This window comes from Albidovulum litorale, from assembly GCF_025751495.1.
GTDB classification, from domain to species: domain Bacteria; phylum Pseudomonadota; class Alphaproteobacteria; order Rhodobacterales; family Rhodobacteraceae; genus Albidovulum; species Albidovulum litorale.
This window is the reverse complement of sequence record NZ_JAOWKZ010000001.1, coordinates 1,011,802-1,037,468: the sequence shown is the minus strand read 5'-3', so window position 1 is coordinate 1,037,468 and position 25,667 is coordinate 1,011,802. Positions and strand designations below refer to the sequence as shown.

At 63.5% G+C, this 25,667-nt stretch carries 25 protein-coding genes; 17 read left to right on the top strand and 8 right to left on the bottom strand.

What is annotated here, in order from left to right; genetic code table 11:
* The first annotated feature begins 3 nt into the window (after positions 1–3).
* Both OEZ71_RS05240 and OEZ71_RS05235 read left to right on the top strand, forming a co-directional pair.
* Positions 4–879, top strand: coding sequence for a lytic transglycosylase domain-containing protein (locus tag OEZ71_RS05240; protein WP_263738856.1), 876 nt, complete (start codon positions 4–6; stop codon positions 877–879).
* Between the two features lie 10 nt (positions 880–889).
* Positions 890–2,323 (top strand): UbiA family prenyltransferase, encoded by a 1,434-nt coding sequence (locus OEZ71_RS05235; RefSeq protein ID WP_263738855.1) that lies wholly within the window; start codon positions 890–892, stop codon positions 2,321–2,323.
* Between the two features lie 3 nt (positions 2,324–2,326).
* Here the strand turns inward: OEZ71_RS05235 and OEZ71_RS05230 are convergent, their stop codons facing one another.
* Complete coding sequence (locus OEZ71_RS05230) at positions 2,327–2,563, bottom strand: hypothetical protein (protein WP_263738854.1); 237 nt, start codon at positions 2,561–2,563, stop codon at positions 2,327–2,329.
* 149 nt (positions 2,564–2,712) lie between these two features.
* Here OEZ71_RS05230 and OEZ71_RS05225 point away from each other — a divergent pair, with 149 nt between their 5' ends.
* The 4 genes from OEZ71_RS05225 (at position 2,713) to OEZ71_RS05210 (ending at position 4,724) form a co-directional block, all read left to right on the top strand.
* Positions 2,713–3,417 (top strand): M48 family metallopeptidase, encoded by a 705-nt coding sequence (locus OEZ71_RS05225; RefSeq protein WP_263738853.1) that lies wholly within the window; start codon positions 2,713–2,715, stop codon positions 3,415–3,417.
* Positions 3,418–3,539: 122 nt separating this feature from the next.
* The gene (locus tag OEZ71_RS05220) at positions 3,540–3,824 is read left to right on the top strand and encodes a DUF6455 family protein (protein ID WP_263738852.1); all 285 of its coding nucleotides are present in this window, start codon (positions 3,540–3,542) and stop codon (positions 3,822–3,824) included.
* A gap of 52 nt (positions 3,825–3,876) precedes the next feature.
* Positions 3,877–4,239, top strand: coding sequence for a YigZ family protein (locus tag OEZ71_RS05215; protein WP_263738851.1), 363 nt, complete (start codon positions 3,877–3,879; stop codon positions 4,237–4,239).
* 122 nt (positions 4,240–4,361) lie between these two features.
* Positions 4,362–4,724: a diacylglycerol kinase gene (locus tag OEZ71_RS05210; protein ID WP_263738850.1), complete on the top strand. Its 363-nt coding sequence runs from the start codon at positions 4,362–4,364 to the stop codon at positions 4,722–4,724.
* A 289-nt stretch (positions 4,725–5,013) separates the two neighbouring features.
* Here OEZ71_RS05210 and rimO read toward each other — a convergent pair whose 3' ends face one another.
* Positions 5,014–6,384, bottom strand: a complete 1,371-nt coding sequence (rimO, locus tag OEZ71_RS05205; protein ID WP_263738849.1) for a 30S ribosomal protein S12 methylthiotransferase RimO — start codon at positions 6,382–6,384, stop codon at positions 5,014–5,016.
* Between the two features lie 286 nt (positions 6,385–6,670).
* Here rimO and OEZ71_RS05200 point away from each other — a divergent pair, with 286 nt between their 5' ends.
* The 4 genes from OEZ71_RS05200 to OEZ71_RS05185 all read left to right on the top strand — a co-directional run bounded on the left by OEZ71_RS05200 (position 6,671) and on the right by OEZ71_RS05185 (position 11,395).
* Positions 6,671–6,871 carry a YgaP family membrane protein gene (locus OEZ71_RS05200; RefSeq protein ID WP_263738848.1) on the top strand — a complete coding sequence of 67 codons (201 nt, stop codon included), beginning with the start codon at positions 6,671–6,673 and terminating at the stop codon, positions 6,869–6,871.
* Between the two features lie 11 nt (positions 6,872–6,882).
* Positions 6,883–7,845 carry an efflux RND transporter periplasmic adaptor subunit gene (locus OEZ71_RS05195; protein WP_263738847.1) on the top strand — a complete coding sequence of 321 codons (963 nt, stop codon included), beginning with the start codon at positions 6,883–6,885 and terminating at the stop codon, positions 7,843–7,845.
* Positions 7,842–11,036 (top strand): efflux RND transporter permease subunit, encoded by a 3,195-nt coding sequence (locus OEZ71_RS05190; protein WP_263738846.1) that lies wholly within the window; start codon positions 7,842–7,844, stop codon positions 11,034–11,036. The genes OEZ71_RS05195 and OEZ71_RS05190 overlap by 4 nt, the downstream gene beginning before the upstream one ends.
* A gap of 188 nt (positions 11,037–11,224) precedes the next feature.
* Entirely contained in the window at positions 11,225–11,395 is a 171-nt protein-coding gene (locus OEZ71_RS05185; RefSeq protein ID WP_263738845.1) for a hypothetical protein, read from the top strand.
* Positions 11,396–11,425: 30 nt separating this feature from the next.
* Here the strand turns inward: OEZ71_RS05185 and OEZ71_RS05180 are convergent, their stop codons facing one another.
* The 4 genes from OEZ71_RS05180 to OEZ71_RS05165 form a co-directional block, all read right to left on the bottom strand.
* Positions 11,426–12,235: a division plane positioning ATPase MipZ gene (locus OEZ71_RS05180; protein ID WP_263738844.1), complete on the bottom strand. Its 810-nt coding sequence runs from the start codon at positions 12,233–12,235 to the stop codon at positions 11,426–11,428.
* Between the two features lie 108 nt (positions 12,236–12,343).
* Entirely contained in the window at positions 12,344–12,565 is a 222-nt protein-coding gene (gene rpmE / locus OEZ71_RS05175; protein WP_263738843.1) for a 50S ribosomal protein L31, read from the bottom strand.
* Positions 12,566–12,576: 11 nt separating this feature from the next.
* A complete protein-coding gene (rplS, locus tag OEZ71_RS05170; RefSeq protein ID WP_263738842.1) occupies positions 12,577–12,951 on the bottom strand; it encodes a 50S ribosomal protein L19 in 375 nt (124 codons plus the stop codon).
* Between the two features lie 302 nt (positions 12,952–13,253).
* Positions 13,254–13,853: a DUF1285 domain-containing protein gene (locus OEZ71_RS05165; protein WP_263738841.1), complete on the bottom strand. Its 600-nt coding sequence runs from the start codon at positions 13,851–13,853 to the stop codon at positions 13,254–13,256.
* A gap of 76 nt (positions 13,854–13,929) precedes the next feature.
* Here OEZ71_RS05165 and OEZ71_RS05160 point away from each other — a divergent pair, with 76 nt between their 5' ends.
* Genes OEZ71_RS05160 through OEZ71_RS05145 form a run of 4 tightly spaced genes read left to right on the top strand, consistent with a single transcriptional unit; the run spans position 13,930 to position 20,673 of the window.
* Positions 13,930–14,934 (top strand): AAA family ATPase, encoded by a 1,005-nt coding sequence (locus OEZ71_RS05160; protein ID WP_263738840.1) that lies wholly within the window; start codon positions 13,930–13,932, stop codon positions 14,932–14,934.
* A 14-nt stretch (positions 14,935–14,948) separates the two neighbouring features.
* A complete protein-coding gene (locus tag OEZ71_RS05155) occupies positions 14,949–15,827 on the top strand; it encodes a DUF58 domain-containing protein (RefSeq protein ID WP_412175609.1) in 879 nt (292 codons plus the stop codon).
* Entirely contained in the window at positions 15,827–18,592 is a 2,766-nt protein-coding gene (locus OEZ71_RS05150; protein WP_263738838.1) for a DUF4159 domain-containing protein, read from the top strand. Before OEZ71_RS05155 ends, OEZ71_RS05150 begins: the two co-directional genes overlap by 1 nt.
* Positions 18,589–20,673, top strand: a complete 2,085-nt coding sequence (locus OEZ71_RS05145; RefSeq protein ID WP_263738837.1) for a hypothetical protein — start codon at positions 18,589–18,591, stop codon at positions 20,671–20,673. The genes OEZ71_RS05150 and OEZ71_RS05145 overlap by 4 nt, the downstream gene beginning before the upstream one ends.
* Before the next feature lie 239 nt (positions 20,674–20,912).
* Here the strand turns inward: OEZ71_RS05145 and OEZ71_RS05140 are convergent, their stop codons facing one another.
* Positions 20,913–21,116 carry a hypothetical protein gene (locus tag OEZ71_RS05140; RefSeq protein ID WP_263738836.1) on the bottom strand — a complete coding sequence of 68 codons (204 nt, stop codon included), beginning with the start codon at positions 21,114–21,116 and terminating at the stop codon, positions 20,913–20,915.
* 18 nt (positions 21,117–21,134) lie between these two features.
* Positions 21,135–21,629, bottom strand: coding sequence for a hypothetical protein (locus OEZ71_RS05135; protein ID WP_318527801.1), 495 nt, complete (start codon positions 21,627–21,629; stop codon positions 21,135–21,137).
* A gap of 145 nt (positions 21,630–21,774) precedes the next feature.
* Between OEZ71_RS05135 and OEZ71_RS05130 the strand changes: the two genes are divergently transcribed.
* From OEZ71_RS05130 to glcF, 3 genes are read left to right on the top strand one after another with little or no spacing between them, the layout of a single operon-like run.
* Entirely contained in the window at positions 21,775–23,208 is a 1,434-nt protein-coding gene (locus OEZ71_RS05130; RefSeq protein WP_263738835.1) for an FAD-linked oxidase C-terminal domain-containing protein, read from the top strand.
* Positions 23,209–23,266: 58 nt separating this feature from the next.
* A complete protein-coding gene (gene glcE / locus OEZ71_RS05125) occupies positions 23,267–24,376 on the top strand; it encodes a glycolate oxidase subunit GlcE (RefSeq protein WP_263738834.1) in 1,110 nt (369 codons plus the stop codon).
* Positions 24,376–25,662, top strand: coding sequence for a glycolate oxidase subunit GlcF (gene glcF, locus OEZ71_RS05120; protein ID WP_263738833.1), 1,287 nt, complete (start codon positions 24,376–24,378; stop codon positions 25,660–25,662). Before glcE ends, glcF begins: the two co-directional genes overlap by 1 nt.
* Positions 25,663–25,667: the final 5 nt, after the last annotated feature.

Here is a 25,667-nt window from a genome sequence, read left to right as displayed (position 1 = left end):
CAAATGAGCAGCAGGATGCAGGGCATCGTTTTCAAGGTGCTGCCGTGGTGCGTAGCGGTAGCGCTTGCGGCGGGATCGGCTGCGGCGGAAGAGCCGCCTGCGGGCTATCCTGACTTTACCTTCAAACGAATTGGCGCGCCGAAAGCGAGCGTCGGCAAACGGATCACCGTGCAAATCGACCCGGCAGAGCAGGCGCGTCGGCTTGCGGCCGGACCGCTGCCGCCTGCAGAGAAACCGATACCCCATGGTGGCGCCGCTCCGGGGCTCCGCCCGTCGGCACCAGCTTCACCCTCCAAATACGACTGGTACTGGGAAACCGTGTCGCCTGCATTGGTGGACATGGACGGGCGGTTCCCGAAAGCCATTGCAGCACTCCTTCAGGGACCGGGCGGCACAGCAGTTCCCTCGCCGCGTTTGCAGCATCTGCAGGACATCGCGACCGTCCACGGCACCGAGATCCTCAAGGCGACGATCGGGACCGAGGTTTCGCCGGCGCTGGTTCTCGCGGTGATCGGTATCGAAAGCGCGGGTCGGTCCGATGCCGTGTCGTCGGCAGGAGCGGTAGGCCTCATGCAGCTTATTCCGGCCACGGCGAACCGGTTCGGTGTGTCGGACAGCACTGACCCTGTCCAGAATATCAAGGGGGGCGTCGCCTATCTCGACTGGCTGATGCGAGAGTTCAACCGCGATCCCCTCATGGTGCTGGCCGCCTATAATGCGGGTGAGAATGCCGTCAAATCGAATGGCGGCGTGCCACCTTATGCCGAAACGCGGGCCTATGTTCCAAAAGTGCTGGCCGCCTGGACGGTGGCGCGGGGGCTTTGCGTGACGCCGCCGGAACTGGTGACTGACGGTTGTGTGTTCGCCGTGAAAGGATGAGTTTCCCCAGATGACCGAAGTTAAGCCGCTCGTCCTCGATGTCGATGGGACGTTCCTGAGGACAGACATGCTCTTCGAAACCTTCTGGGCGGGGTTGGGGCGTGATCCGGTCGCGACGTTACGGGCGGCGGTCTTGTATTTTCGCGATCCGGCGCGGCTGAAATCAGAACTTGTCGCTATCGCGCCCATCCGGACGGACCTTCTGCCGGTCAATCCGGAGATCGCTGATCTGGCGTTGCAGTCACGCATGGCGGGTCGCGAAGTTGTGTTGGCCTCAGCCTCCGACAGGCGCCTCGTTGAACAGCTCGCTGCGGATTATGGCCTGTCGGACGAGGTTTTTGCATCCGATGGCAAGATCAACCTGAAGGGGAAGAAGAAGGCCGAGACTTTGGTGGCGGCCTATGGCGCGGGTGGGTTCGACTATGCCGGAGATTCAGCGGTCGATCTGTCGGTCTGGGAGCAGTCGGAAAATGCCCTCGTCGTCGGACGTATCGCATCGGCCCGTGAGCTGACGGCGCGGGGTCACAACGTCGTCGAGATGCCGGGCGGATGGAGCTGGCGGGCGCTTTTCAAAGCCCTGCGGCCCCATCAATGGGTCAAGAACGTGCTTCTGGTTCTCGCGATGATTGCGTCGCACCGCTTCGATCTGGAAACCCTGGTGCCGATTCTCTGGGGTATCGTCGCGTTTTCCGCCGCAGCCTCCTCTATATATATCGTCAACGATCTGCTCGATCTGGAAGCGGACCGCCTGCATCCGACGAAATGCCGCCGTCCGTTTGCCAGTGGCGATGTGCCCATCGTGGTCGGCATGGCAACGTTCGTCTTGCTCGCGCTCCTGGCGCTCGGCGTCGCTGCGGCTTTAAACTGGGCGTTTTTCGGGGTGGTCGTTCTCTATATGATCACGTCGCTGGCCTATTCGCTGAAGCTTAAACGCATGCGCTGGGTCGATGTGGCGACGCTGGCGGCACTTTACACGATCAGGGTCGTCGCCGGTGCGGCGGCGGGCGAGGTCGATGTCTCGGTCTATATGCTGATCTTCATCTTCCCGATCTTCATTACGCTCGGCTGCGTGAAGCGGCTGACCGAACTGACGCTTGCCACCAATGATGATCCGCTGCCCGGTCGAGGTTACGGCCGCAAGGATCGGAGCGATCTGCTGAACGTCGCCGGGCTCGGCATCTTCGGGGCTCTGCTGATCTTCTTCCTCTATTCGTTCAGCGAACAGGGGCAGGAGCTTTACCCGACCACATGGCTTCTTTGGGTCGCAATGATTCCAATGGCGATATGGCTGATCCGCATGGTTCTGCTCGGCTGGCTTGGAAAGCAGGATTACGACCCGATCGTCTTCGCGATGCGCGACAAGTTTGGCATCGGTCTTTTGATGATCACGCTCAGCCTGATGTTCTGGGCGGCTGGCCTTTGGTCGCAGTGGTTCGGCGGTTGAGCCTCAGCCCTTCGGTTTCAGCCGGTAGACGCCTTCGGGCAGGTTGAGCGCGGCCGCCAGTTCGCGCACCTGTGCCATCGACATGACGATCTTGCAGACCTCATCCTTGCGCGGATCGTATTGCTCGATCGTGACGCATTCGGCAAAGCCCTGAATCGTCACATCCTCTTCCAGATGTGTGCTGCCCTCATCGACGAGGGTAATGACGGTGGCGTCGAAATCGTGCTCGATGGTGAACATGGGATCACACTAGCGCGGGGCGCAGGCACGCTCAATATCCCCAGGCATTCACGACCCGGAGAGGCGGCTGGCTGCCCCTTCCGTCGGACAAGGCGGGGCGGTATCATGAGGCAGGCGGATCGACGCAGTCAAAGCGCCCGGAGAGGCACATGAAGAAGTCACTTGTCATCGTTTTCCTTGCACTCGCGGCCTGTGTCGAACAGGGGCCGGTCGTGCCGGTATCGGGCCCGCCGCCGGTGTCGGCAGGACCGGCTGTTGGACCCAAGGTCGCGGCGCGCAACTTCGTTTCGGTCGTGGCCCGGATGGAACCGGTGATCGAGCGGGAATGCCGCGCGCGGCAGGCCCGCGCGAACTGCGATTTCCAGATTGTCGTCGATGACCGGCCGGGCCAGCCGCCGAACGCCTTCCAGACAGTGGATCGCTCCGGCCGTCCGATCGTCGCCTTCACGCTGGCCTTGATCGCGGACGCCCGCAATACCGACGAACTTGCCTTTGTAATGGGCCACGAGGCGGCGCATCACATCGCCGAGCACCTGCCAAGGCAGCAGCAGGAGGCGATGACAGGGGCGCTGATCCTCGGCGGCCTGACGGCGCTGACCGGTGGCGGCGACACGGCGATCAGGGAAGCGCAGCAGATCGGCGGCACGCTCGGTGCGCGGCGTTATGCCAAGGACTACGAACTGGAGGCGGATGCGCTGGGGACGATCCTCGCCTGGCAGGCCGGATATGACCCTGAACGGGGTGCCGCCTTCTTCACGCGTATTCCCGACCCGGGCAACCGGTTCCTCGGAACCCATCCACCCAATGCCAGCCGGATCGATACTGTGCGCCGGACGCTGGCGACGCTCCGCTGACATTGTGACTGAACCTGCGCGGCGCAGTTCCGACGTCGTCTGGCTTGACATGGATCAAGGCGTAGACCCCTCCGGAGCGGTGATCCTGTCGTCAGGATCAGCGCAGCGAGAGGAACGCCGCCATGAGCGAGGTTGTCAGATTCAGCACCCGCCGCACCGGGACCCAGCCGGATATGCCCTATTTCCTGACCGATGCGGAAACCCGGCGTCACGGGGTGGATATTGGCAGGGCTGTGCATTCGGGCATGTTGACGGCTGAAGACTTCCGCGAGATCCTCGCCTTTTGCCGCGATTGCCACGAGGGGCCAGCGATCCGCCGCGAACCCGGCCATGACCGCCTCGCCGATTGCGCGCCCGACTGGTGCGCCAACCGTGCGATCCTAGAAGGCCTGCGCGGGCTCGTCTGAATCCGCCCTTTCCCGGCAGTCCGTTCCCCGATACACCGGGGCCGGAGGTGCCATGCGGATCATTGAAAACGTCATTTCGGATCGGGGATCACGCTATGCCGTGTCAGGCGGGCTGGTCGCAGACCGCGCGGCGGCGGATGCCTTCATCCGCGACCTGACGACGATCAAGAAATTCGCAAAGGCAACGCATAACAGCTGGGCTGTGCTGCTTGAGACCGATGGCCAGCCGGAGCCGCTGAAGAACGATGACGGCGAAAGCGGGGCTGGCGCGGTCATCCTGCGGATGCTGGAGCGCGAAGGGCTGACCAACCACATCGTCGTCGTCACCCGCTGGTATGGCGGCGTGAAGCTGGGTGGAGACCGCTTTCGCCATGTGACTGCAGCGGTGCGGACCTATCTGGCCGAACGGGGCTGACCGTTCCGGCCTGTGGCATTTCAGCCAACCCCAACAGTTCAGGGACACGTCGGAACAGCGGCAATGCTGGCGATGCCCATGTGTCGCCGGTAGTCTCGCCTGCGAACAGACGGGAGGAGGCGATGGCTTTGGACATTGCTGCGGAGTTGCGGCGGTTTGTGAACACCGCCACATGGTCATGGCAGGGTTTCGCATCGGCCTGGGCGACCGAGAAATCACTGCGCCAATGGGTCGTGGTAAACGTTCTTTCGGCCGGACTTGCCTTCTGGCTGGACCTGACTGCGGGCGAGCGGGCCCTGATCATCGCACTCGGCCTCATCATCCTTGCGGCGGAGCTTTTCAATACCGCGATCGAGGAGATCGTCGATTTGGCTTCGCCCGAGCGCAATCCACATGCCGGCAAGGCCAAGGATTGCGGATCAGCGGCCGTGGCGCTGACCGCACTCGCGGGCGGCTGCACCTGGCTGGTCATCCTGCTGGGGTAGGGGATACCGGTATCGTTGAAGGGCCGGGTCTATGCTAGCCTTCGATTACGGTGCTTGGGTGGGTGGCCCGCAGCACGCGAGACATCCGACGTGATGCGAAGACCCCGTCGCCGTGCTCCCCGGCGGCGGGGTTGGCATGTGAGGCCTATTTCAAAGTTTTGAAAGCGAAAGCCGTTGTGCGGTTGAATGCTGCGGTCGGCAGAACGTCTGCTGAATGTCGGCAAAACGTATGGCAAAGGTCGGGTGGGCACCACTTGCGTGTTTCCGCTCGCAGGCCTCGCATAAGCAGTTACGCTCGCCGTCCCCACAGATCGTATTCGCTGGCTTCCTCCACCTCGACGGTCACGATATCGCCCGGGGCGAGCCCCTTGAAATCCTCGTCGATGAAGAGATTGCCGTCGATTTCGGGTGCATCCGCCTTGGTGCGGCAGGTGGCGCCTTCGTCATCGACGGTATCGACGATGACCTCGATGCGCGTGCCCACCTTGGCGGCCAGCTTCGCCTCGGAAATCGCCTGCGCCTTTTCCATAAACCGGTCCCAGCGGTCCTGCTTGACCTCGTCGGGCACATGGTCGGGCAGGGCGTTTGACCGCGCGCCATCGACATTTTCGTACTGAAAGCAGCCGACCCGATCGAGCTGCGCTTCGTCCATCCAGTCGAGCAGGGTCTGAAACTCTTCCTCCGTCTCGCCGGGATAACCGACGATGAAGGTCGACCGCAGCGTGATGTCCGGGCAGACAGCGCGCCACGCGGCGATTTCGTCCAGAGTTTTCGCCGCCGCCGCAGGCCGTGCCATCCGCTTCAGCGTGTCGGGATGGGCATGCTGGAACGGGATGTCGAGATAGGGCAGGATCAGCCCCTCTGCCATCAGCGGAATGAGGTCGCGCACATGGGGGTAGGGATAGACGTAGTGCAACCGCACCCAAGAGCCGAGCGACCCCAGATCGCGGGCGAGGTCGGTGATATGGGCGCGGTGGCCGTTCTTTTCGGCATGTTTCAGGTCCAGCCCGTAGGCTGAGGTATCCTGGCTGATCACCAAGAGTTCGCGGACGCCCGCCTCGACCAGCTTCTCGGCCTCGCGGATGACCGCGTGGGCGGGACGCGAGACGAGCCGCCCACGCATGTCGGGGATGATGCAGAAACGGCATTTGTGGTTACAGCCCTCGGAGATCTTCAGATAGCTGTAATGGCGGGGGGTCAGTTTCACCCCGGCCGCAGGCAGAAGGTCCACGAAGGGATCGGGTGCGGGTGGCACGGCCACATGCACCGCGTCCAGCACCTGTTCGTATTGATGCGGGCCGGTTACGGCCAGAACCGAAGGGTGCGCACCGGTTATATAGTCAGGCTCGGCCCCGAGACAGCCGGTGACGATGACGCGGCCGTTTTCGGTCAGTGCCTCGCCAATCGCCTCAAGGCTTTCGGCTTTGGCGCTGTCGAGAAAGCCGCAGGTATTGACGATGACCGCATCCGCCCCCTGATAGTCCGGGCTGATCGCATAACCTTCGGCGCGCAGGCGCGTCAGGATGCGCTCGCTGTCCACCAGCGCCTTGGGGCAGCCAAGCGAGACCATGCCGATCCGGGGCTGGCCGGGCCGGGCGGGACTGTCGAAGACGGGCTTCGGCGCGAGGTCGGGGCGGAGGTTGGGCGGGTTCTGGCTCATCCGCGGCATATAGCCTAACGCGCGAGGCACGTGAATGGGGGTCAGGGTGAATCTCGCCGCCGGTCAACCCGGCATATTTTGAATGCCGTAACATGATGCTGGTCAAAGTGCATGGATGTCCAGTGTGTCAGCATTTGTGAACGCACGGGCCAGAGCAGGAAGGGTGATGATTGTCGAAACTTGTATTACACGCCGCGAATTTTCTGACGCCCCGGGGCCGGAATATCTTGCAATCCGGAAAATACATTCATAAATGTGAATGTGAAAGAAACATGTGAGGTGCACTATGACCCTTGATCGCTCTGTTCTTGCTTTTGCCGGTATCATGGTCCTGCTTTCGGTGGCGCTGACCGTCTGGGTTTCGTCCTACTTTGTCTGGTTCACCGTCTTTATTGGCGTGAACATGCTGCAATCGGCCTTTACCGGTTTCTGTCCGGCGGCCTCGATCTTCCGCAAGCTGGGGATCAAGCCCGGCACAGCATTCTGAAAGGCATTCCGATGCGCGCGCTTTTGTTCGTCTCTTTCCTTGCGGTTGCCGGACCGGCTCTGTCCGAGACGGTGACACTTTCGCCCGTGATGCTTCCCGAATGGAAAGCCGTCTACGGCCGGATCGAGACGAAGGAGACGATCCCCGCCCGCGCGCGCATCGGCGGCACCATCCGATCGCTTTCGGTCAGCGAGGGCGACACGGTGACCGAGGGGCAGGAGATCGCTGTCGTCCATGACGACAAGATCGAGTTCCAGATCGCCGCCTATGATGCCCAGATCGCTGCTTTGAAAGCCCAGCTTGAAACGGCGGAAACCGAACTCAAGCGTGGCGAGACGCTGGTGGAACGCGGCGTGGCGACGGTGCAGCGGCTGGATCAGCTGCGCACGGCGGTCGATGTGGTGCGCGGTCAGATCAGTGCGACCGAGGCGCAGCGCGATATTTCGGTCCAGCAGGCGACCGAAGGCCGTGTCTTGGCCCCCGCTGCGGGAAAGATTCTGACTGTTCCTGTCACACCGGGGGCGGTGGTCCTGCCCGGTGAACCGGTGGCGACGATCGGTGGGGGCGGGTTTTTCCTGCGTCTTTCCGTGCCCGAGCGTCATGCGACCGCTCTGGCAGAGGGCGATGCGATCCGCATCACCACTGACAGTGGTGAAAACGAAGGCCGTATTGCCAAACTTTACCCCCAAATCGACAACGGTCGCGTGACGGCAGATGTCGAAGTCGCCGGTCTCGACACCGCCTATGTGAATGCCCGCGTTCTGGTTCAACTGCCGGTCAGCGAGCGCGAGGCCTTGCTTGTTCCCGCAGCGGCCGTCGCGACCCGCTCGGGCATCGATTTCGTGACGGTCAGCGAGGCCGGGCAAGAGGCTGAGCGCGCCGTCGTCACTGGTGAAACCGTCGTGACCGACAGTGCAGAAATGGTCGAGATCCTATCGGGCCTCGCCGCTGGCGATACAGTGGTCACGCCATGAGCGACGCCCCCAAACTTGGCATCGCGGGTGGTCTGACCCGCGCCTTCATCGGTTCGCCGCTGACGCCGCTTTTCCTGCTTGCCGCCTTTGTCTTCGGCCTCGTCGCGCTCGTCTCGCTGCCGCGCGAGGAAGAGCCGCAGATCTCGGTGCCCATGGTCGATATCATGGTGCGCGCCGACGGGCTGAAGGCTGCCGACGCCGTCAAGCTGATCACCGAACCCCTGGAGACCATCGTCAAGGGCATCGACGGGGTCGAGCATGTTTACTCGCAGAGCCGCGATGATCAGGTCATGGTCACGGCCCGATTCCTTGTCGGCACCTCGTCTGACGCGGCGGTGCTGCGGGTCCATGACAAGGTGCGCGCGAATATGGACCGCATTCCCGTGGGTGTGCCGGAACCGCAGATTATCGGACGCGGCATCGACGATGTGGCGATCCTGTCACTGACGCTGTCACCGACCGAAGGTGCCGCCGACCGGGTCAGCGCCAACGATCTGACCCGCATCGCCCGCGAACTGAGGACCGAGATCGCCAAGATTCCCGATGTGGGGCTGACTTATATAGTGGGCGAGACCTCTGAGCGTATCCGCATCGCGCCCGATCCGGCGCGGCTCGCGCTTTACGGCGTCACGCTGCAACAGCTTGCGGGCAAGGTGCAGGGTGCGAACCGGGCCATGCCGGTGGGCAATGTCCGCGATCAGGGGCAGCAGATCGAGGTCATCGCGGGCGAAACCCTGTCCTCGCCGCAGGAGATCGGAAACCTTCTGATGACCACGCGGGACGGACGTCCGGTCTATGTGCGCGACGTTGCCGATGTCAGCTTTGTCTCAGGGGCCGAGGAACTGCGCGTCGCGACCGTCACCAAGACCGAAACCGGCCTTATTCGCCGCCCCTCCGTGACGCTCGCCGTTGCCAAGCGGGCCGGTTCAAACGCGGTTACTGTGGCCGAGGCGATCCTGCACAAGGCGCATGCACTGGAAGGCACGCTGATCCCGCATGACATCGAGGTCGAGGTCACCCGCGATTACGGCGAAAGCGCCAATGAAAAGGCGAATGAACTGCTCTATCACCTTGCATTGGCGACGGTGTCGATCATCGCCCTTGTCTGGCTGGCTATCGGGCGGCGTGAGGCGGTTGTGGTCGCGGTGGTGATCCCGGTCACGATCCTCCTGACGCTCTTTGCCTCCTGGCTCATGGGTTACACGCTGAACCGCGTCTCGCTTTTCGCGCTGATTTTCTCCATCGGTATCCTCGTCGACGATGCCATCGTGGTGATTGAAAACATCGCCCGCCATTGGGGGATGCATGACGGGCGCGACCGGCGGCAGGCCGCCATCGACGCCGTGGCCGAGGTCGGCAACCCGACCATCGTCGCTACGCTGACGGTTGTCGCCGCCCTTCTGCCGATGCTGTTCGTCTCGGGCCTGATGGGCCCCTACATGTCGCCGATCCCTGCCAACGCCTCTGCCGCGATGATCTTTTCGTTCTTCGTTGCGGTCATGGTCACGCCCTGGCTGATGCTGAAGGTGGCGGGTAAGGCGCCGACCCATGGGCATGAGGAAGGGCAGGGCGGTCCGCTTGGCCGCGCCTATTCGGCGGTGGCGAAGCCTATCCTCGCGTCAAAGGCGCGCAGCTGGGGGTTCATCGGGGCGGTGCTTGTCCTGACCTTCGGTTCGCTTGCGCTCTTTTATACCAAGGACGTGACGGTCAAGCTCTTGCCCTTCGACAACAAGTCGGAGTTGCAAGTCACCATCGACCTTCCCGAAGGATCGTCGGTCGAGGCGACCGATGCCGTGGCGCAGGCGGTTGCCCGCGCGGTGCTGGACCTGCCCGAGGTGCGGTCGGTCCAGACCCATGCGGGTACGGCGGCGCCCTTCAACTTCAACGGTCTCGTGCGGCATTCCTACCTGCGGTCCATGCCCGAGATGGGCGAGGTCGCGATCAACCTTTTGCCCAAGGGCGAACGCGACCGGACAAGCCACGATATCGCGCTGGAAATCCGCGACCGGATTATGGCGCTTCCGGTGCCTGAAGGTACGTCGCTGAAAACCGTTGAGCCACCCCCGGGGCCGCCCGTGCTGGCCACGCTTCTGGCCGAGATCTATGGACCGGACCCCGAAACACGCAGGCAGGTTGCTGAAAAGGTCGAAGACGCGTTCCGTTCGGTCCCGTTCATCGTTGACGTAGACAATTCATACGGGCAGCCCGCACGGCGGCTGCGCGCGACGATCTCGACCGACAATGCCGAGTTCTTCCAGGTCCAGGAATCCGATGTCTTTGATACGATCGCAATCCTGAACGGCGGCACGACCATCGGTTATTCCCATCGCGGCGAGGGTCGCCAACCGATCCCGATCCGGGTCGAGCGGCCAAAGGGCGAACGCACGCTTGACGAGACGTTCCTCACGACGCCTATCCCGGCGAACGTGCTTCCGGGCGCGCGCGGCGTGGTCGAACTGGGCGACGTTGTCGAAGTGACCGAGGAAACCGCTTCTTTCCCGGTCTTCCGCCACAACGGCCGTGAGGCCGAGATGGTGACAGCGGAACTGGCGGGTGATTTCGAGGCCCCATTGTACGGAATGCTCGCCGTTCAGGATGCGCTTGATGCGCAGGACTGGACCGGATTGCCGAAACCGGACATTTCGCTCCATGGCCAGCCCGAGGACGAAACCGGACCTACGCTTCTCTGGGACGGGGAGTGGGAGGTAACCTGGGTCACCTTCCGCGACATGGGCGCGGCCTTTGGCGTGGCGCTCCTGGGCATCTACATCCTCGTCGTCGCGCAGTTCGGATCGTTCAAGGTGCCGCTGGTGATCCTGACGCCGATCCCGCTGACCTTCATCGGCATCCTCGGTGGTCACTGGGCCTTTGGTGCGCCGTTCTCTGCGACGTCGATGATCGGCTTCATCGCGCTTGCCGGTATCATCGTGCGGAACTCGATCCTGCTCGTGGACTTCATCCGCCACGCGCCGAACCGCGATAGGCCGCTGACCGAGATCCTGATCGAGGCCGGCGCGATCCGCTTCAAACCGATTCTGCTGACCGCTCTCGCCGCCATGATCGGCGCGGCGGTGATCCTGACCGACCCGATCTTTCAGGGCCTCGCCATCTCGCTGCTTTTCGGGCTCGCCTCCTCGACGTTGCTGACCGTTTTGGTGATTCCGGCGGTCTACCGCGTCCTCAGAACCTGACCTTCGGGCGATTGATTCCTCTCCGCTCCCAGTCCGGGGGCGGGAGAGCGCATTAGGGATGCACCGTGTGCAATCGCCTCAACTGTCGCGAGAAATCCCCTGAATGTCCCACAACGCGCCAATTTTCGGACACGGTGCTCGGTCAAGACTTCACTTACGGGGCGCATGCTAAAAGGCAGGACAGGAAGATGAAACTCGCAACCGCCATTCTGAGCCGCTTGTTCCGCAACCGCACCGACAAGCAGGACGCGTTCGAAAGCCGCCTCGTAACCATGGGCAGCGAAGTCAACCGGACCCGCCGCCCTGTGACGACGACGCGCCCGCCGCTCTTCGTCCGTCAGGCCCGTCAGATCGCCTGACAATTCCTGACATAGAGAATACGGTAACGGTCAGAAATTGACCGTTACACCCGGCAGGTTCAGTTCACGCACCAGATCGCGCACTTCCTGCCGCGCCGCCACGTTGGAGATGTTGAGCTTCTCCACCCCCACATCCTTCAGATCGAGAAGCGTGAGACCCCGCGGGAACAACTCGCGGAAGATAACGCGCTCGGAAAAGCCGGGCGCCACGCGGAAGCCGATCCGCTTTGACAATTGTTCAAGCGCGCCGCCGACCTTGCGCTTGTTGTGCATCTGCTGCGCGCCAAGACGGTTTCTCAGCACGATCCAGTCGATGGGCTTCAGCCCGGCGCGGGCACGCAACTGCCGGGCATGCCACACCATTTCAGAATAGATCGACGGGCCGATGACCCGGCTGGTATCGGGATCGACACGGGCCAGAAGGTCGAAATCAATGAAGCTGTCATTCAGCGGCGTGATCAGCGTATCGGCCAGAGAATGCGCCACCTGGCTCAGGCGGGTGTGCGAGCCGGGGCAGTCGATGATGATAAACTCGGCATCCTTTTCCAGCCCGGCGACGGCGGCAGAGAGGCGGCGGTCATAGACGTTCTCACCGGCGGCGAGCGTCGACTGATCCACCTCGGGCAGGTCGCGGTAGTCCGGGGTCGGCAGGTCTAGGCCCTCTTTCCGGGCGAAGGCGCGGCGGTTTTCGACGTAACGACCGAAGCTGCGCTGCCGCAGGTCGAGGTCGAGCGCACCAACCTTGTGTCCCATCCGCGCCAAGGCCGTCGCCACATGCATGCAGGTCGTCGATTTCCCCGACCCGCCCTTTTCGTTGCCCACGACGATGATATGCGCCACGTGTCTGTCCCTGTATCTCGTTCCGTGTTCCCGGAATCAAAAAGGCGCGCCGTCCCCAGCGCGCCTCTACTATATGTTGCGCCCCCACTCTTGGGAAGCGCAAGGGGCTCAGAATCCGAGGCCCGCGTACTTGTTCTTGAACTTCGACACGCGACCGCCGGTATCCATCAGCTTGGCCGAACCGCCGGTCCAGGCCGGATGCGCGGAGGGATCGATGTCGAGCGACATCGAGTCGCCTTCCTTGCCCCAGGTCGAGCGGACCTGGAACGTGGTGCCGTCGGTCAGCTTGACCTCGATCATGTGGTAGTCGGGATGGATGTCTTTTTTCATGGCCCGGCTCCTTACACGGCTTTTTCTTTGTAGTTGGTGACTTCGGCGATCCGGGCAGATTTGCCGCGACGGTCGCGCAGGTAGTAGAGCTTGGCGCGGCGGACACGGCCGCGGCGCACGACCTCGATCGAGTCGATGTTGGTCGAATAGAGCGGGAAGACGCGCTCGACGCCCTCGCCGAAGGAAATCTTGCGGACGGTGAACGAAGCGGCGATGCCGGCGCCACCCTTGCGGGCGATGCAGACGCCTTCGTACATCTGCACGCGCGAACGCGTGCCTTCCGTCACCTTGTAGCCGACACGGACCGTGTCGCCCGCCTTGAAGTCCGGGATGGACTTGCCGAGCGCGGCGATCTGCTCGGCTTCGAGTTGCGCGATCAGGTTCATCGCGTGATCCTTTCCATGTGCTCGCGGTGGTTCCGCGATGGTGTTCGCGCCTCAGAGCTCCGTGTCTTCATCGGGTCCGCCTTGGCGCCCGCCGGAGGTCAGGTCATCGTTCCTTGTTTTTGCTGCCGCTCGCCGCCCTAGCCGAAGAAAACAAAGGGCATGGGCCAACAGACAACAAGCCCGGCCGACTCGGATGAGCCCCGGACGGGGGGGGTATAGGGGTGTCGGATTGGTCGGTCAAGGGGATGCGCTTTCGGAGTTGAAATTCATGGTTTTATTAAAGGTCTTCGTGGCAGGCGGCATCAATTCAGATCTGCCGAAGGGATTATCGGGAAGAAGTCGCCACCGGACCAGAGGCCGAACCAGCCTTCGCCATCCTGCTCCTCGTGCGCGCCAAGGTTGATCAGCCGGTAGAAGGTCTTGCGGTCGATCAGAGCCTCAAGGTTGCGTCGGACAAGGATGTAGGGCGAGGGTTCGCCTGTGTCGGGGTCGCGGACGACGCGGATCGGGTGGTCGGGGCCAGCGGTGACTTCATCCTCGACATTGGTCACGAAGGTGATCGTCTGATCGCGGCCGTCGCCCGTGGCGTTTGCATCGACGGCCACGAAAGGCGCATCGACGACGCGGATGCCGACCTTTTCGACCGGGGTGACAAGATAGTAGTCATCGCCGTCCCTTCGGATGATCGAACTGAATAGCTTTACCAGCCCATGGCGGTTGATCGGTGTCCCAAGGTAGAACCATGTCCCGTCGCGTCGGATTTCCATGTCCAGATCGCCGCAGAAGGGCGGGTTCCAGAGATGCACCGGTGGCGGCCCCTTCTTGCCTGCGGCCTTCGCAGCGGCTGCGAGGTTTTCCGCCGAAGGTTTCACGATCAATTGTTCTTTTTCCGAATTCGTCATTGGTGCCGGGTCGAATTTCTGCCTTTATGATCCCATCTATACTTAACTCATCGTGAGAGATGAAGGAGCGCGCGTCATGGCCGAGGCCAATGAACTTCTGACCGAGATCGAAGCCCTGGGCGAAAAGATCGCCGAGGCGCGGCAGGCGGTCGGTCGCCGTTTTATCGGGCAGGAACGGGTGGTGGAACTGTCGCTGGCGGCACTTCTGTGTGGCGGGCATGGTTTGCTGGTCGGCCTGCCGGGCATGGGCAAGACGATGCTGGTCGATACGCTGGGCACGGTCATGGGCCTCACGTCGGGCCGCGTGCAGTTCACGCCGGACCTGATGCCCGCCGATATCCTTGGCTCCGAGGTGCTGGAGACGGCAAAGGACGGCTCACGCAGCTTCCGGTTCATCGAAGGGCCGGTCTTCTGTCAGCTTTTGATGGCGGACGAGATCAACCGCGCCAGCCCCCGTACCCAGTCGGCTTTGTTGCAGGCGATGCAGGAACGCGAGGTGACGATCGCCGGTCAGCACCGCAAGCTGCCCGCGCCGTTCCATGTGCTTGCCACCCAGAACCCGATCGAACAGGAAGGCACCTATCCGCTGCCGGAGGCGCAGCTTGACCGGTTCCTGGTCCAGATCGACGTGGAATACCCGGATCGTAACACCGAACGCGATATCCTTCTGGCGACGACCGGCGTCGCGAAACAGGAAAGCCCGCGCATCTTCACGGCTGAAGAACTGATTGCGGCCCAGACCACCGTGCGGCGCATGCCGGTGGGCGACAAGATCGTCGAACTGATCCTCGATCTGGTCCGCGCCTGCCGTCCGGGCGAGGCGGAGGCCGGTCAGGCGATCAACGACAGTGTCAGCTGGGGGCCGGGGCCCCGCGCGGCGCAGGCCCTGATGCTGACGGTCCGGGCGCGGGCGCTTCTGAACGGCCGTCTTGCGCCCTCGGCCGAGGACGTTCTAGCCCTCGCCCGACCGGTGCTCAGCCACCGCATGGCGCTTTCCTTCGCTGCCCGCGCGCGGGGCGAGGAACTGGCCGATATCATCGACGGGGTGGCGCGTGACATCACCCGGGCCGAAGCGGCTTGACCACCACCGGACATATGTCGGCCCGCCCGGCGGGTCTGAGACGCAATGCGGAAGGTTTGGCGTCTGCCCTGCCGCCCCTCATGGCCGATGCCCGCCATCTGGCCTCGACCGTGCAGCTTGGCGAACATGGCCGCCGCCTCTCTGGCATGGGGTCGGAGTTCTGGCAGTACCGCCCCGCCCATGCGGGCGATGAAGCGCGGTTCATCGACTGGCGCCGGTCGGGCAAGGCCGATGCGCAATTCGTGCGTGAACGGGAATGGCAGGCGGCGCAGTCGGTGCATCTTTGGGTCGACGATGCACAGTCGATGGAATTTACCGGCGACCAGAAACGACAATCCAAGGCCGATCGCGCCCGCCTTCTGGCGCTCGCGCTTGGCGTTCTTCTGATCCGGGCGGGCGAAAGGGTCGGGCTGACCGATCCTATTGCGCCGCCGCGTTCGGGCGAGGTGCAGCTTCTGCGTCTGGCTCATGCCTTCACCCGCCCGGCGGGCGAGGCGGATTTCGGCGCACCCGAGGCACGCGCCATTCTTCCGGGGTCGCGCGCGGTCTTCATTTCGGATTTCATGGGTGCGCCCGAGGGGGTTGAAAAGGCGCTGGGCCTTGCGGCTGACAAGGGTGTGACCGGGGTCCTGATGCAAATCTTGGACCCTGTGGAAGAGGCTTTTCCTTATGACGGGCGCACGATCTTTGAAAGCATGGCCGGGACCATGCTGCATGAAACTTTGAAGGCGGGCGACCTGCGCGACCGCTATCGGCAACGGCTGGCCGAACGCAAGGAACGGCTGGCTGCGCTTGCCCGGCGGGCAGGGTGGCTGTTCACCACGCATCATACGGGCGCGTCAGCACAATCGGCGCTGCTTTGGCTTTATGCCGCGATGAGGAAGGACCACTGATGTTCGTCCTCGGCCCCATCGGCTTTACCGTACCATGGCTGCTCTGGGGGCTCGTGGCGCTGCCGGTGCTGTGGCTGCTCTTGCGCGCCATTCCGCCCGCGCCGATCCGTCGGCGGTTTCCGGGCGTGGCGCTTCTGCTGGGGCTGAAGGACGACGAACAACAGACGGAGCGGACGCCCTGGTGGTTGCTGCTGATCCGGATGCTCGCCGTGGCCGCGATCATTGCCGGGTTTGCCGGACCGGTCCTGAACCCCGAACAAACGGAAGCAGGCGACGGGCCGCTTCTGATCCTCGTTGACGGAAGCTGGGCCGATGCCCGCGACTGGCCGCGCCGGACCCAGCGCATCGCTGCCGCCCTCTCCGAAGCGGGGCGTGCGGGGCGGCCGGTGGCGCTTGTCGCGCTCACCGATATCCCGCCGGGAGAGCTGGTCTTTGCGGCTGCCGATACCGTGGCGCGCGGGTTGCCGGGATTGCAGCCCCGTGCCTGGGAGCCGGGTGTCGAGGATATGAAAGCGCTGACTTCGGCACTGCCCGAGGAAGGTTTTGACACGCTCTGGCTGTCAGACGGGATCGCGCGGGACGGCAGAGTTGAACTGACCGAAGTGCTGGCGGCGCGGGGCCAGGTGAAGGCGGTCGAGAGCTTGCGCGATGTGCGTGCGCTCGGCGCCGCGACATACGAGGGCGGTCAGGTTGGTGTGAGTGTTTTGAGGGCGCGGGACGTGGCGGCGGGACCCACCGAGGTTGTGGCGCGCGGGCTCGATCCGGCAGGGATCGAGCGGGAGCTGGCGCGCTCGTCGGCCGAGTTCGCGTCTGGTGAAACCAGCGTTACGGCTGCATTCGACCTTCCGCCCGAGTTGCGCAATCGCATTACCCGGTTCGAGATCGCGGGCGAGGCAACGGCGGGGGCGGTGGCCCTGGCCGATGACGCGCTGAAGCGTCGGAAAGTGGCGCTGGTCGCAGGCACGGTGGACCGCGAGGGCTTGCAACTGCTGGCGCCCGATCACTACCTGCGTCAGGCTCTGGTGCCGACAGCCGAGGTGATCGAAGGCACCGTGGGCGACGTTCTATTGTCCAATCCCGATGTGGTGATCCTCGCCGATATCGCCAAGGTGACGGAGGAGGAGGCGCTGGTTGATTGGGTCGAGGCTGGCGGGCTCTTGGTGCGGTTTGCCGGGCCACGGCTTGCGGCCTCGGATGTGGGGCGCGATGCGCCCGATCCCCTGTTGCCGGTTCGGTTGCGGGCGGGTGGACGTTCAGTTGGCGGCGCGATGAGCTGGGGGGAACCCAAGACGCTTCAGCCTTTCGCCGAAGGCTCGCCCTTCCACGGGCTCGCCCTGCCAACCGATGTCGCGGTCACGGCGCAGGTTCTGGCACAGCCCGGTCCCGATCTGGCCGAGGCAACGATTGCCGAACTGTCCGATGGTACGCCGCTCGTGACCCGGCGGTCGATCGGTGAGGGGCAGGTCGTGCTGTTCCACGTCACCGCAAACGCCGAATGGTCGAACCTGCCGCTTTCGGGTCTTTTCGTGCAGATGCTTGAGCGGCTTGCGGTTTCAAGCCGCCCGGTACGGCCCGTCGAAGCCGATCTGGAAGGGACGACCTGGGTTGCCGAGCGGGTGCTCGACGCGTTCGGCAGCCTGCAGGAGGCAAGCGACCTGCCCGGCATTCCCGGCGAGCGGCTGGCAGAGCCGGTGCTCGGCCCCGACCTGCCGCCCGGGCTTTATGCTTCGGGCGACCGTCTGATGGCCGTGAACGTCATCGCGCCGGACCGGAAACTGGCCGCAGTCGACTGGCCTTCGGGTACGGTTGTCGAGGGGTTGAGCGTCCCGCGCGAGACACTTCTGAAGGGCTGGTTCCTTGCGGTGGCTCTGACGATGTTGATGATCGACCTCGTGGCGTCGCTGGCGCTTTCAGGGCGGCTCAGGCGGGCGCTACCGGGCATTGCGGCGGTTTTGGTTGCCGCAATTCTGGTGCCCTTGCCAGAGGGTGCCCGGGCGCAGTCAAATGCGGACACGCGGCTGATCGAAGCGACAGGCAGCGTGGTTCTGGCTCATGTCACCACCGGCGATGCCCGCGTGGACGAGGTCGCGCAGGCGGGGCTCCTCGGTCTCTCGGAGGTGCTCTTTGCCCGAACCTCGGTCGAGCCGATCCTGCCGATGTCCGTCGATCTGGAGACCGACGACCTGTCGGTCTTTACCTTTCTCTACTGGCCGGTGACGACAACGCAACCTGCGCCGTCTCCCGAAGCCTATCGCAAGCTCAACCGGTACCTCCGATCGGGCGGCATGATCCTTTTCGATACCCGCGACGCCGATGTTGCGGGCTACGGTGTTGCCTCACCTGAGGGCCGTCGTCTGCAGGCCCTTGCCGTGCCCCTCGACATTCCGCCGCTGGAGCCGATCCCCTCCGACCATGTGCTGACCCGGGCATTTTATCTGTTGCAGGACTTCCCCGGCCGCTATGCAGGGCGTTCCCTCTGGGTCGAGGCCGCGCCGCCTGATGCTGAACGCGCCGAGGGTATGCCGTTCCGCAACCTCAATGACGGGGTTACGCCAGTGGTGATCGGCGGCAATGACTGGGCCGGGGCATGGGCGGTTGACGAGTATGCGCGGCCGCTTCTGCCGGTCGGCAGCGGGCTTGGCGGCGAGCGCCAGCGCGAGATCGCCTATCGCTTCGGCGTCAACCTGATCATGCATGTACTGACCGGCAACTACAAATCCGACCAGGTCCATGTGCCAGCGCTTCTGGAAAGGCTGGGGCAATGAACGGTCAGGTGATTTTTGATCCGCTTCTGCCATGGCCGGTGATCTGGGCGACAGCCGTTCTGGCCGCGCTTATGACCGGCTTTGCGCTCTGGCGCGGGCTGTCGGGTGGCTGGTTACGGATGCTCGCAGCCGCCGTGCTGCTGGGCGGCATCGCGCAGCCTTCGCTGCAGACTGAGAACCGCCGACCCCTGTCCGATATCGTCATCCTCGTCGTCGATGAGAGTGCGAGCCAGAAGATATCGGACCGCGCCGAGCAGACCGCTGCCGCCGTCGCCCGGGTCGAGGCCGAGGTGGCGGCGCTTCCTGATACCGAACTGCGAAAGATTGTCATTGGAGACGGGGCAGGGGATACCGGCACGCTGGCCCTCGCCGCGCTGTCGCAGGCGCTTGCGGAAGAGCCGCGTGCACGGGTCGCGGGCGCGATCCTTGTGACGGACGGGCAGGTTCATGATCTTGAGATCGGTGCCGACATGCCTTCGCCGCTGAATGTCCTTCTGACCGGTCATGCGGCGGATTGGGACAGGCGGCTGATGGTCAAGACCGCGCCGGTTTTCGGCATCATCGGCGAGCCGATAAACCTGACGCTCCGGGTCGAGGAGCAGGGAAACATGCCGGGTCAGCTCGCCGGGCGTCCCGTGGTTTTGTCGGTGGCCATCGACGGCGGCGCGGCCCAGGACTTCACCGTGCCTGTGGGCGAGGATCTGGACCTGCCCCTGACGCTCGACCACGGCGGCCAGAACGTGGTGCAGATCAGGCTTGCCGTGGAAGAAGGTGAGTTGACCGACCGCAACAATATGGCGGTCATTCAGATCAACGGGGTGCGCGACCGGTTGCGTGTGCTGCTTGTATCGGGTGAGCCATATGCGGGCGAACGGACCTGGCGCAACCTATTGAAATCCGACAGCGCGGTGGACCTTGTGCATTTCACCATCCTGCGCCCACCGGAAAAGCAGGACGGGGTGCCGGTGTCGGAGCTTTCGCTGATCGCGTTTCCGACGCGGGAGCTCTTTATCGAAAAGATCGAAGAGTTCGATCTGATCATCTTCGACCGTTATCGGCTGAGGGGCATTCTGCCGGCCTCGTATCTCGACAATATTCGCGACTATGTCGAAAAGGGCGGGGCGGTTCTGGTCTCGGCCGGACCTGACTTTGCGTCGGTCGAAAGCCTCTATCATTCCGGGCTGGGCGACATCCTGCCCGCGCGTCCCACCGCGATCGTGATCGACGAGGGCTATCGTCCCCGTGTGTCGGATCTGGGCCAGCGCCATCCGGTGACCGAGGGGCTCGAGACCTACACGCCCGAAGGTGGCGTTGCGGGCAGCGTCGGGGCACCCGAATGGGGACGTTGGATGCGTCTCGTCGATCTGGCGGACCCGGTCGGTCAGGTGGTGATGGAGGGGCCTCGGGCCAAACCGCTTCTGGTTCTGAATCGAGTTGGCGAGGGACGGATCGCGCTTCTGGCGTCCGACCATGCCTGGCTCTGGAACCGGGGTTTCGAGGGCGGCGGGCCGCAACTGGAACTGCTGCGCCGTCTTGCCCATTGGATGATGAAGGAACCCGATCTGGAGGAGGAGGCGCTGACCGCTGAGGCAGAGGGCCAGAGCCTGACCATCACCCGCCGGACGCTGACCGAAGGCGCGCGTGAGGTGACGGTGACGGCACCTGACGGCACGGAAACGGTCTTGCAGCTTACAGAGGCCGCGCCGGGCCGCTACCGGGCAGAGTTTCAGGCGACCGAGATCGGGCTTTACCGGATGACGGATGGCGAGTTGGACCGGGTAATGGCCCTTGGTCCAGCCGCGCCGAAGGAGTTCGAGGAAACCATCGCGAGCGGAGAAAAGCTCGCGCCAGTTGTCACGCCGACGAATGGCGGGTTCCTCGCTTTGGAAGACGGCGCGCCCGATGTTCGGCGGGTCAGAGAAGGGCGGCCTGCGATCGGGCGCGGTTGGATCGGAATAACGCCGCGCGAGGCGTATCAGACACTCGATATCCACATCGCACCGCTGTTGCCCGCCTGGGCGTTTCTTCTGATCGCCGCAGCGTTGACCGTGGGCGCATGGCTGCGCGAAGGACGCCGCTGATCAGACCGGACGGGGCCCGCGCGCTCCTGGCAAGTTGATCCGAACGGCTGCAGCGATCTTGGTGCCAAGCAAGGCCCCGATCCCGGCGCGCATCCAGTTCTGACTTCACCCGATTGCGCCCTAGGTGCGGATCAGCCGCACATGGCTGAGAAGCGTGAGCGCACGGGAATTGATGCCGGTTGGCGACCGAGCCCTGTCCCTCACATTGGCGAAGGGCATCTTCCCGATGTTTCCGGCTGTCAGACCGGAACATTGTCCCACAGGCTATCGGGATCGTTGGCTGTTTCGGATACAACCTTGAGGTGTGGTCGGCGTCCGAACGGCGGAATCGGGGCGCCGAGCCGGTCGCGCAGCATGCGCTTCAGCTCTTCTGCTCGTTCGGGCCTTGCCAGCAGGTCATCCACGAACAGATCAATATCGTCGCGGCGTTTTGCCTGGCTCATGACATCCTCCCGAATTGTCTATGTTTTTTTGTGCAATGTTGGCTGCGGAGAAAAAGATACCACAACTTTTGCGATTCCCCGATGACAAGTTGATGACAGATTTACGTAACGTCCACTTTTCGGCAAAAGACCGCTGAACGATTTCCTGGGTAATCTGTTTGGAATGTTCATTCGCGTCGGGCTTCCGACCCACCCATCGAGGGTGCAGCGCGGTCGGATGAGCACATGGTCGAGCCCTTCAGGAATCGCCACGCCGGACAGCGACCGCGTGAAGGGCTGTTCCTCGACATGCGGATGGGTCAGTTCCCGATAGCCGAGCTTTGTGCCATCCGGCGCAAGGACTTCCCAGCCGCTGGCATAGTGGTCCCAGCCGGTGTCGGGATGGGCAAGCGTTACGGAAATGAACCAGTCCGCGCCCTGATGGATGGCCTCGGCGGCGACAACCTGCGGTGCGTCAGCATAAGCTGGCAGGGTGGCGAGGGTGGAAAGAAAAAATAGCCCGTTTCTGATCATGGATACAGACTGCCACGGTCGCAGAAATATCGGTATCACTTTGCCGTGCAGTAGTTCTGAAATGCATCGACCCAGGGAAACGGGCAATCAATTGGTTGCTTTATTGTATAATTGGTTATAATTTTTTACCAATTTGGAGATTGATATGCATATCCCGGCGCCAGACCCCACTATCATTGCACGACGCGCGGACATTGTCGCGCGTTTGCGTAAGGTCCTGCCCGCCGATGCGGTCATCGACGACCCGACCGAGACGCGCGCTTATGAATGCGATGCGCTCGCCGCCTATCGCTGCCCGCCTCTGGCGGTCGTCCTGCCGCGCTCGACCGGCGAGGTGGTGGCGGCGCTGAAGGTCTGCCACGCCGAAGGCGTGCCGGTCGTGCCGCGCGGGTCGGGCACATCGCTGGCAGGTGGGGCGCTGCCAACAGCGGATTCGGTCATCCTCGGCATTGCGCGGATGAACCGGGTCTTGGAGATCGACTATGCCGACCGTTTCATCCGGGTGGAGGCCGGACGAACGAATTTGTCGGTCACCGGTGCGGTGGAAGCCGACGGATTCTTCTATGCGCCGGATCCATCGTCGCAGCTTGCCTGCGCCATAGCCGGGAACATTGCGATGAATTCGGGCGGTGCGCATTGCCTGAAATACGGCGTGACAACAAACAACCTTCTGGGCGTGACCATGGTGACGATGGCGGGTGATATCATGGAGATCGGCGGGGCCCATATGGATGCGGGCGGGCTCGATCTTCTCGGCGTGGTCTGCGGGTCGGAAGGGCAATTGGGTGTCGTGACGGAAGCCACCCTGCGTATCCTGCCGAAGCCTGAAGGCGCACGGCCTGTGCTCATTGCCTTCAACGCGAATGAAGTCGCGGGGGCCTGCGTCGCCGACATCATCAAGGCCGGCGTCCTTCCGGTGGCGATCGAGTTCATGGACCGCCCCTGCATCCGCGCCTGCGAGGATTTTGCCAAGGCCGGATATCCCGATTGCGAGGCCCTATTGATCGTCGAGGTCGAGGGCGCACCCGCCGAGATCGACGAACAGCTTGGCCTCATCCGGCAGATCGCGATGCGTCATGACCCGGTGGAGTTCCGCGAGGCTGCTTCCGAGGACGAGGCAAAGAAAATCTGGCTTGGCCGCAAGTCGGCTTTCGGTGCGATGGGGCAGATCAACGATTATATGTGCCTCGACGGCACGATCCCGGTTTCCGCGCTGCCGCATGTCCTGAAGCGGATTGGCGAGATGAGCCGGGAATACGGGCTGGATGTCGCCAATGTTTTTCATGCGGGCGACGGCAATATGCATCCCCTTATCCTTTTTGACGCCAACAAGCCCGGCGATCTGGAGACCTGCGAAGCACTCGGGGCCGCGATTCTGAAGCTCTGCGTCGAGGTGGGTGGTTGCCTGACGGGCGAACATGGCGTTGGCATCGAAAAGCGGGACCTGATGCCCGATCAGTATTCACCTGCGGATATGGAGGCGCAGATGCGGGTCAAGGATGTCTTCGATCCGGCATGGTTGCTCAATCCCGCAAAAGTGTTTCCGTTGACCGTGAGTGCCGGTCGGCGCGCGGCCTGACAGCCGCCCGGGGGCGTTGCCCCGGGACTCCCGACGTATTTCGGAACAGAAGAAGATGATGAAGCCAGAGACGGAAGATGAGGTGGCCGGGATCGTCGCGGGAGCGACGGGACCGTTGCGCATCGTCGGCGGTGGAACGCGGAACGTGGGTCGGCCGGTTGTCGGCGAAGTGCTGGACCTTTCCAGCCTGTCCGGCATTTCGCTTTACGAGCCCGAGGCCCTGACGGTGGTTGCCAGGGCGGGAACGCGGCTTGCCGATCTCGAGGCTGCCCTGGCAAAGGAAGGTCAGAGACTGGCCTTCGAACCTGCCGACTGGCGCGGATTGCTGGGGCTCGACGGTCATCCGACCGTGGGTGGCATGGTGGCGGCCAATGTCTCGGGTCCGCGCCGGGTGCAGGCGGGCGCTTGCCGCGATGCGCTTCTCGGGGTGCGGTTCGTCGATGGTACCGGGGCGATCGTCAAGAATGGTGGCCGCGTGATGAAGAACGTGACCGGTTATGATCTCGTAAAACTGATGGCCGGTAGCTGGGGTACGTTGGGCGTTCTGACCGAGGTCGCGCTGAAAGTCCTGCCGGTTCCTGCGGCGGCGGCGACGCTGGTCGTCGCGGCCGAGGGGGCAACGGCCGCAGTCGCTGCCATGTCGGCGGCGCTCGGTTCGCCCCATGACGTGACCGGGGCGGCCTTCCTGCCGGGGGAAGGCGTTTTGATCCGGATAGAGGGCTTCGCGGCATCGGTCGAATACCGGGCCGACAAGCTGGAAGGGCTTCTGGTCGCCCATGGCCCGGTCCGGATCGAGACTGATCCGGACCGGGTTGCCGATCTGTGGCAGCGCGTCGCGAATGTCTCGCTATTCGCGGGCAAGGGCGGTGACGTCTGGCGATTGTCCGTGCGGCCGTCTGATGCGCCCGCTCTCGTGGCGGCGCTTGCCTGCGAATATATGCTCGACTGGGGCGGGGGATTGATCTGGGCGCTTCTGCCGGAGGGAGAGGATGCGCGGGCGCGGCTCGGTTCGTTCAAGGGGCATGCAACCCTGATCAGGGCGGCGGAGGATACCTGCGCCCGTATCGCGCCGTTCCATCCCGAACCACCGGCACTGGCGAAGATATCGGCGGACCTCCGCGCGCGGTTCGATCCGAAGGGCATTCTCAATCCGGGGCTGATGGGCTGATGCAGACGAGTTTCACCGAAAAGCAGCTTCAGGACCCCGGCATCGCCCGGGCGAACGAAATCCTCAGGTCGTGCGTGCATTGCGGGTTTTGCACGGCGACCTGTCCGACCTATCAGGTGCTGGGTGACGAGTTGGACAGCCCGCGCGGGCGCATCTACCTGATCAAGGACATGCTGGAAAACGACCGCCCGGCGGATGAGAAAACCGTCCGGCATATCGACCGCTGCCTTTCTTGCCTTGCCTGTATGACGACCTGCCCCTCGGGCGTGCATTACATGCATCTGGTCGATCACGCCCGCGTTCATATTGAGAAGACGTACCGGCGACCGTTCATGGATCGCGCCCTGCGCTGGGTTCTGGCGCGGGTCATTCCCAATCCCCGGCTGTTCCGATTGTCACTCTTGGGCGCGAAACTGGCCCGTCCCTTCGCCGGACTTCTGCCCGATGCGCGGCTTAGGGCAATGTTGGCAATGGCGCCGAAGCGGATACCGCCGGTCAGCCGCAATGACGCTCCGCAGGTGTTCCCGGCAACGGGTGAGCGGCGGATGCGTATCGCGCTGATGACCGGATGCGCGCAGAAGGCGCTGAACACCGACATCAACGATGCGACGATCCGGCTGCTGCGGCGGCTCGGCTGCGAGGTCGTCGTCGCGAAGGGGGCGGGCTGCTGCGGGGCGCTGACCCATCACATGGGTCGCGAGGCTGAGGCGCATGCCTCGGCCGCCGCCAATATCTCCGCCTGGATGGCCGAGAAGAACGGTGCTGGGCTGGACGCCATCGTCATCAACACCAGTGGCTGCGGCACGACGGTCAAGGATTACGGCCATATGTTCCGCACCACTGCTCTGGCTGCGGATGCGGCGGGTGTCGCGGCTTTGGCCTGCGACGTGACCGAACTGCTCGTGCGGCTTGGCGTGGAGGGACAGGCGCCCGAGGCCCTGAAGGTCGCCTACCACGCGGCCTGTTCGCTGCAGCATGGCCAGAAGGTGACGTCAGCGCCGAAGGCACTGCTGAAGGCCGTCGGCTTTGAGGTCGTGGAACCCGCTGACCCGCATCTCTGCTGTGGCTCGGCAGGCACTTACAATCTCCTACAGCCGGAAATTTCAGCCGAACTCAAGGCGCGGAAGGTTAAGACGCTGGAGGCGCGCAAGCCCGACCTGATCGCGGCAGGCAATATCGGCTGCATGATGCAGATCGGATCGGGTACGGATCTGCCCATCGTACACACCGTGGAACTCATTGACTGGGCGACCGGCGGGCCGCGCCCGGTTGCTCTGGGGCGCTGAGGACA